The organism is Clostridium sp. AF32-12BH, from assembly GCF_003477935.1.
Lineage (GTDB): Bacteria > Bacillota > Clostridia > Lachnospirales > Lachnospiraceae > Brotaphodocola.
Genome location: NZ_QUEH01000041.1, coordinates 1 through 3,303, shown reverse-complemented (window position 1 = coordinate 3,303; position 3,303 = coordinate 1). Strand labels below are relative to the sequence as shown.

The following is a 3,303-nucleotide window of genomic DNA, read 5'->3' as shown; positions in this document are numbered from 1 at the left end:
ACTCTGTGAGCATGAAGACGATATTATCTGCCATTCCGGCTGTGACGATATGGCGGATGTGGCTCGTTACTATCTGGAAGAAAGCGGACAGCTTGGGGAACTTCCGGCACACTTACAAAACTATATCGACTATGCTGCCTATGGGCGTGACATGGAATTGGAGGGAACCTTTGTTGTCACGAACCACGGCGTATATGAAATCTTACGGTAGCCCCGTCTGTATCTCTTTCAGGAAATGCAGGCGGATTTTTTATTCAGGGGCGGCTCTTTTGCTGTCCCCATTTTTTAGAAAGGACGGACAACATGAAGAAAATACGAAGCTATACCAGTATCTGGTCGGTGGAAAAGGTACTCTATTCCATCAATGATTTTAAACTGCCATTCCCCATCACGTTCACACAGATGGCGTGGTTCGTAGTATCTGTGTTTGCAGTTATGCTCTTGGGGAACCTCCCTCCCCTTTCGTTCATTGACGGGGCATTTTTAAAATATTTCGGCGTACCCTTTGCCCTCACTTGGTTCATGTGCCAGAAGACCTTTGACGGGAAGAAGCCTTATGGCTTCCTGAAATCCGTACTGGCATATCTGGTACGCCCGAAACTGACCTATGCAGGAAAGCCCGTGAAGCTGGAAAAGGAATATCCGGCACAGCCCATCACGGCAGTAAGGAGTGATATTTATGGCATATCCGATTAAATATATCGAAAATAATCTTGTGTTCAACCATGACGGGGAGTGCTTCGCTTACTATGAGCTGCTTCCCTACAACTATTCCTTTTTAAGCCCTGAACAGAAGTATCAGGTACACGATTCGTTCCGGCAGCTTATCGCCCAGAACAGGGACGGGAAGATTCACGCCCTGCAAATCAGCACTGAATCCAGCATACGGGCGGCACAGGAACGCTCCAAACAGGAAGTGACAGGCAAGCTAAAGGACGTTGCCTGTGCAAAGATTGACGCACAGACCGAAGCCCTGATTTCCATGATAGGGGAAAATCAGGTGGACTACCGCTTTTTTATCGGCTTCAAGCTGCTTGTTAATGAGCAGGAAGTCACCATGAAGCAGTTTGGCAGGGAAGCAAAGACCGCCGTTTCCGATTTCATCCACGAAGTCAACCACAAGCTCATGGGGGATTTTGTTTCCATGAGCAATGAGGAAATCTGGCGGTTTCAGAAGATGGAAAAACTGCTGGAAAATAAAATCTCACGCCGCTTTAAAGTTCGACGGCTTGATAAGGACGATTTTGGCTATCTGATTGAGCATTTATACGGGCAGACCGGAACCGCCTACGAAGATTATGAGTATTATCTTCCGAAGAAACGGTTTCAGGAGGAAACGCTGGTGAAATACTATGACCTCATTAAACCTACCCGTTGTCTGATAGAGGAAAACCAGCGGTATCTGAAAATCGAACAGGAAGACGGGACGGTCTATGCCGCCTACTTCACCATCAACAGCATTGTGGGGGAACTGGACTTCCCATCCTCGGAAATCTTTTACTATCAGCAGCAGCAATCCACCTTTCCCATTGATACCTCTATGAATGTGGAGATTGTGACAAACCGGAAAGCCCTCTCCACGGTGCGGAACAAGAAAAAAGAGCTAAAAGATTTGGACAACCACGCATGGCAGAATGACAGTGAAACCAGCACAAACGTGGTGGACGCTTTAGACAGCGTAAATGAGCTGGAATCCACCTTAGACCAGAGCAAGGAATCCATGTATAAGCTGTCCTATGTGGTGCGTGTAACGGCTCCCGGCTTGGAAGAACTGAAACGCCGCTGCAATGAGGTGAAAGATTTTTATGACGATTTGAACGTGAAGCTGGTTCGCCCCTTTGGGGATATGCTGGGGCTGCATGGGGAATTTCTCCCTGCCAGCAAACGGTATCTGAACGATTATATCCAGTATGTCACCAGCGACTTCCTCGCTGGTCTTGGCTTCGGGGCAACTCAGATGTTAGGAGAACCGGAGGGCATTTATATCGGGTACAGCCTTGATACAGGAAGAAACGTGTACTTAAAGCCTGCCCTTGCCAGTCAAGGGGTAAAAGGCTCCGTCACCAACGCCCTTGCTGCCGCTTTTGTCGGCTCCCTCGGCGGTGGAAAATCATTCAGCAACAATATGATTGTCTATTATTCCGTATTATTTGGGGCACAGGCACTCATTGTTGACCCGAAAGCAGAACGGGGACGCTGGAAAGAAACCCTGCCGGAAATCGCCCATGAAATCAATATCGTAAATCTGACCTCGGAGGAACAGAACAGGGGCTTACTCGACCCCTATGTGATTATGGAGAACCCAAAGGATTCCGAATCACTGGCAATCGACATCCTGACCTTTTTAACGGGCATTTCCAGCCGTGACGGGGAGAAGTTCCCTGTTCTTCGGAAAGCCATCCGTGCGGTGACAAACAGTGAGGAACGGGGGCTTTTCAAGGTAATTGAGGAACTACGGGCAGAGGGAACCACCATCAGCACCAGCATAGCAGACCATATCGAATCCTTTACGGACTATGACTTTGCACACCTGCTCTTTTCGGATGGGGATGTCACACAGTCCATCAGCCTTGAAAAGCAGCTCAACATCATTCAGGTGGCGGATTTGGTGCTGCCGGATAAGGAAACCTCGTTTGAAGAATACACTACAATGGAGCTGCTTTCCGTGACAATGCTCATTGTAATCAGCACCTTTGCCCTCGACTTCATCCATACCGACCGCAGCGTGTTTAAGATTGTGGATTTGGATGAAGCATGGAGCTTCTTACAGGTGGCACAGGGCAAGACCCTTTCTATGAAGCTGGTTCGTGCCGGACGTGCCATGAACGCAGGCGTTTACTTTGTGACCCAGAACACGGACGATTTGCTGGATGAAAAGCTGAAAAACAATCTGGGCTTGAAGTTTGCGTTCCGCTCCACGGACATCAACGAAATCAAGAAGACCCTCGCTTTTTTCGGGGTGGATTCCGAAGATGAAAACAACCAGAAGCGGCTCCATGACTTGGAAAACGGACAGTGCCTTATCAGTGATTTGTACGGGCGTGTGGGAGTGATACAGTTCCATCCTATCTTTGAAGACCTATTCCATGCCTTTGATACCAGACCGCCCGTAAGAAAAGAGGTGGAGGAATGAAGATAAGAAAGCCCATCCAGCAGGGGACAGCTCTTGTCCCTTGCCGGACAAAGGGAGAAAACTCTTTTAAAAAAATCGGGAGTATAGCAGGAAAAGTGCTTCTGGCACTCCTTTTCATCCTCCTGCTGTTTGCAGTCTTCGGCACAGCCGCCCACGCTGCCGGACTGGTG

General features: G+C 48.7%; 3 protein-coding genes. All 3 read left to right on the top strand.

The annotated features are described in order from the left end of the window. Positions 1-211: antirestriction protein ArdA (locus DWZ40_RS19060; protein WP_147354210.1), on the top strand; the 211-nt coding region annotated here is incomplete at its 5' end. Between the two features lie 92 nt (positions 212-303). Continuing rightward, complete coding sequence (locus tag DWZ40_RS19055; protein WP_005427021.1) at positions 304-696, top strand: conjugal transfer protein; 393 nt, start codon at positions 304-306, stop codon at positions 694-696. Beyond that, positions 680-3,133, top strand: a complete 2,454-nt coding sequence (locus DWZ40_RS19050) for an ATP-binding protein (protein ID WP_118544353.1) — start codon at positions 680-682, stop codon at positions 3,131-3,133. The genes DWZ40_RS19055 and DWZ40_RS19050 overlap by 17 nt, the downstream gene beginning before the upstream one ends. Positions 3,134-3,303 lie beyond the last annotated feature (170 nt).